This window comes from Acinetobacter sp. YH16044 (genome assembly GCF_013417145.1).
Classification (GTDB): domain Bacteria; phylum Pseudomonadota; class Gammaproteobacteria; order Pseudomonadales; family Moraxellaceae; genus Acinetobacter; species Acinetobacter amyesii.
Genome location: NZ_VPEK01000114.1, coordinates 1 through 1,944 on the forward strand (window position 1 = coordinate 1; position 1,944 = coordinate 1,944).

The window sequence follows — 1,944 nt, forward strand, 5'->3', positions numbered from 1 at the left end:
TTAATAAAGAAGAAGTTATATTGAAATATAAAAATAAATTTTATGAAAAAGGATTATATAATAAATATGAACCTTTTTTTGAAGGATTTAATAGTTTATATTCAATGTATGATACAAAATATATAAATAATAATGACTCTCCTTATACTTTGATGTGGAGAAAAAGAACTAAAGAATTTTTAACTTCATGTGGAGGAGCTAGTGTAGGATTAGGAATAGCTTTTGCATCATTAGCTGCTACAGGTGTTGGAGCTCCAGTAGCATTAGCAGCAGCAGGATTTATCTTTGCTAGTGCTGCTTGGGGAGCTGCATGTTAATAATATTATAATTACAGTACTATGAGTAGTATTTTCAGAAATAATAAAATTGTTTTTTTATTATTTTCAATAACGCTTTTTTTTTCTGGAATACATTTAAATATTTTTATTCAAGATTGTATTAAAAGTGATATGAATATTTCAAATGTATTTAGTTTGATATCTGGTATTTTAATATCTTTTACTTTTGGAATATTATATATTCGAAATAAAAAACGAAATAGAAATAAGAAATTATAAATTATAATTAAATAAGAAAAGCCCGAGCATTTTGCCCGGGCTTTTTTTTGTTTCGTTATCAAATTTTGGCGCTTGTGTGGTTGCTCCTCAGCATTGCCCTACTCCCTCCTCATTGATGTAGCAAACGTACAAATAAGGGGTGTAATATGCAAGTGTCAAAGCTGAATTTGAGCAAAAAAGGGTATCTTCGTTGTGAATTTTAAGTATGGATATGCGTTGTAATAGGTCAAGATATGTTTTGTTCCGTACAAAATAGTCCGCTACGCTCCCTATTTTATACTACACAAAACCCTCTTGCCCTCCCGAAGGTCGGGGGTAAAAAATCGCCCTTCGGTTGATTTTTTTTGAGAGGCTTTTTAAAGGAAAAAGTATGGACGAATTAGACAAGATGAACAGAACCGAGCGAATAGAAATTCGCTGTGATATCTTCCAAAAGGAAGTTATCAAGATGAAAGCAAAAGAGAGCAATATGTCTGTATCAGAATATATGCTCTATTGTGGTTTAGGCAGACAACTACCCAAACCAATGAGCGAAGCAGAACTTGAAGCCTTTAAAGAACTTCGACAGTTCCAAACCAACTTTGCGAGGATATCGAACTATATCAAGCAATACAATGATGAAGCTCTTAAAGCTGAAGTAAGGGAATTATTAGAACAGACAAAGAAGATTAAAATCTTGAAGTAATGGTAAGTTTAGCAAAAGCAACTAAGGGGAGTACTCAAGCAATTGATTACATCATGAATGATAAAGGGCAAGCCTTTGAGCTTGACCGAAATTTAGTAATGGGTGAAAATGGACAAGATATCCTATCAGAGTTTAGAGAGGTACAAAGCTTAAATACTCGTTGCGAAAATAACACGTACAGTATTGTTTTATCTCCAGACGCTGCACAAGTGAAATTTTCTAAAGATGAACTTTTGCAGTTAACTCGAGACCATTTGAAAAACTTAGGACTTGAAAACAATCAGTACATAGCCTATGTACATAATTCAACAGATGAGCAACACGTACACATTATTGCCAATAGAATTAGTTTAGAGGGTAAAGCTCATAGCGATAGTATGATACACAAGAAAGCTCACGAGAGTGCCGAAAAGCTTGCAAAAGAAAGGGGGTTATTTACAGCGGTTGAAGTCAAGGAAATGAAAAAGGAAATGACAAAAGACCTTAGAAAAGAGATAAGCAGAGCTTATACTCAATGCCGAAATAAGTCCACCTCAATAGAACACTTCCAAGAACTAATGCATAACAAGGGGTATGACATTAATTTGACGATAAATAAACAAGGAAATATGCAAGGCTTTCGAATAGTAGAAAGGCAAACAGGACAAGACTTTAAAGCTTCGGAGATAGGAAAAAATGTAAGACTTGCAGACTTAACCAAAA

The 1,944-nt window shown here is 33.5% G+C and carries 3 protein-coding genes; all 3 read left to right on the top strand.

The features are described from left to right. Positions 1–317: hypothetical protein (locus FTV38_RS17275; protein WP_180023020.1), on the top strand; the 317-nt coding region annotated here is incomplete at its 5' end. Positions 318–927: 610 nt separating this feature from the next. Next, on the top strand, positions 928–1,242 hold the full coding sequence (locus FTV38_RS17280) for a hypothetical protein (RefSeq protein ID WP_180023021.1): 315 nt from the start codon (positions 928–930) through the stop codon (positions 1,240–1,242). Between the two features lie 53 nt (positions 1,243–1,295). After that, positions 1,296–1,944: relaxase/mobilization nuclease domain-containing protein (locus FTV38_RS17285; RefSeq protein WP_218950300.1), on the top strand; the 649-nt coding region annotated here is incomplete at its 3' end.

What these genes read in the sequence shown, in the direction of transcription:
- FTV38_RS17280 (WP_180023021.1), top strand. Translation starts at nt 928, where the DNA reads ATGGACGAATTAGACAAGATGAACAGAACCGAGCGAATAGAAATTCGC.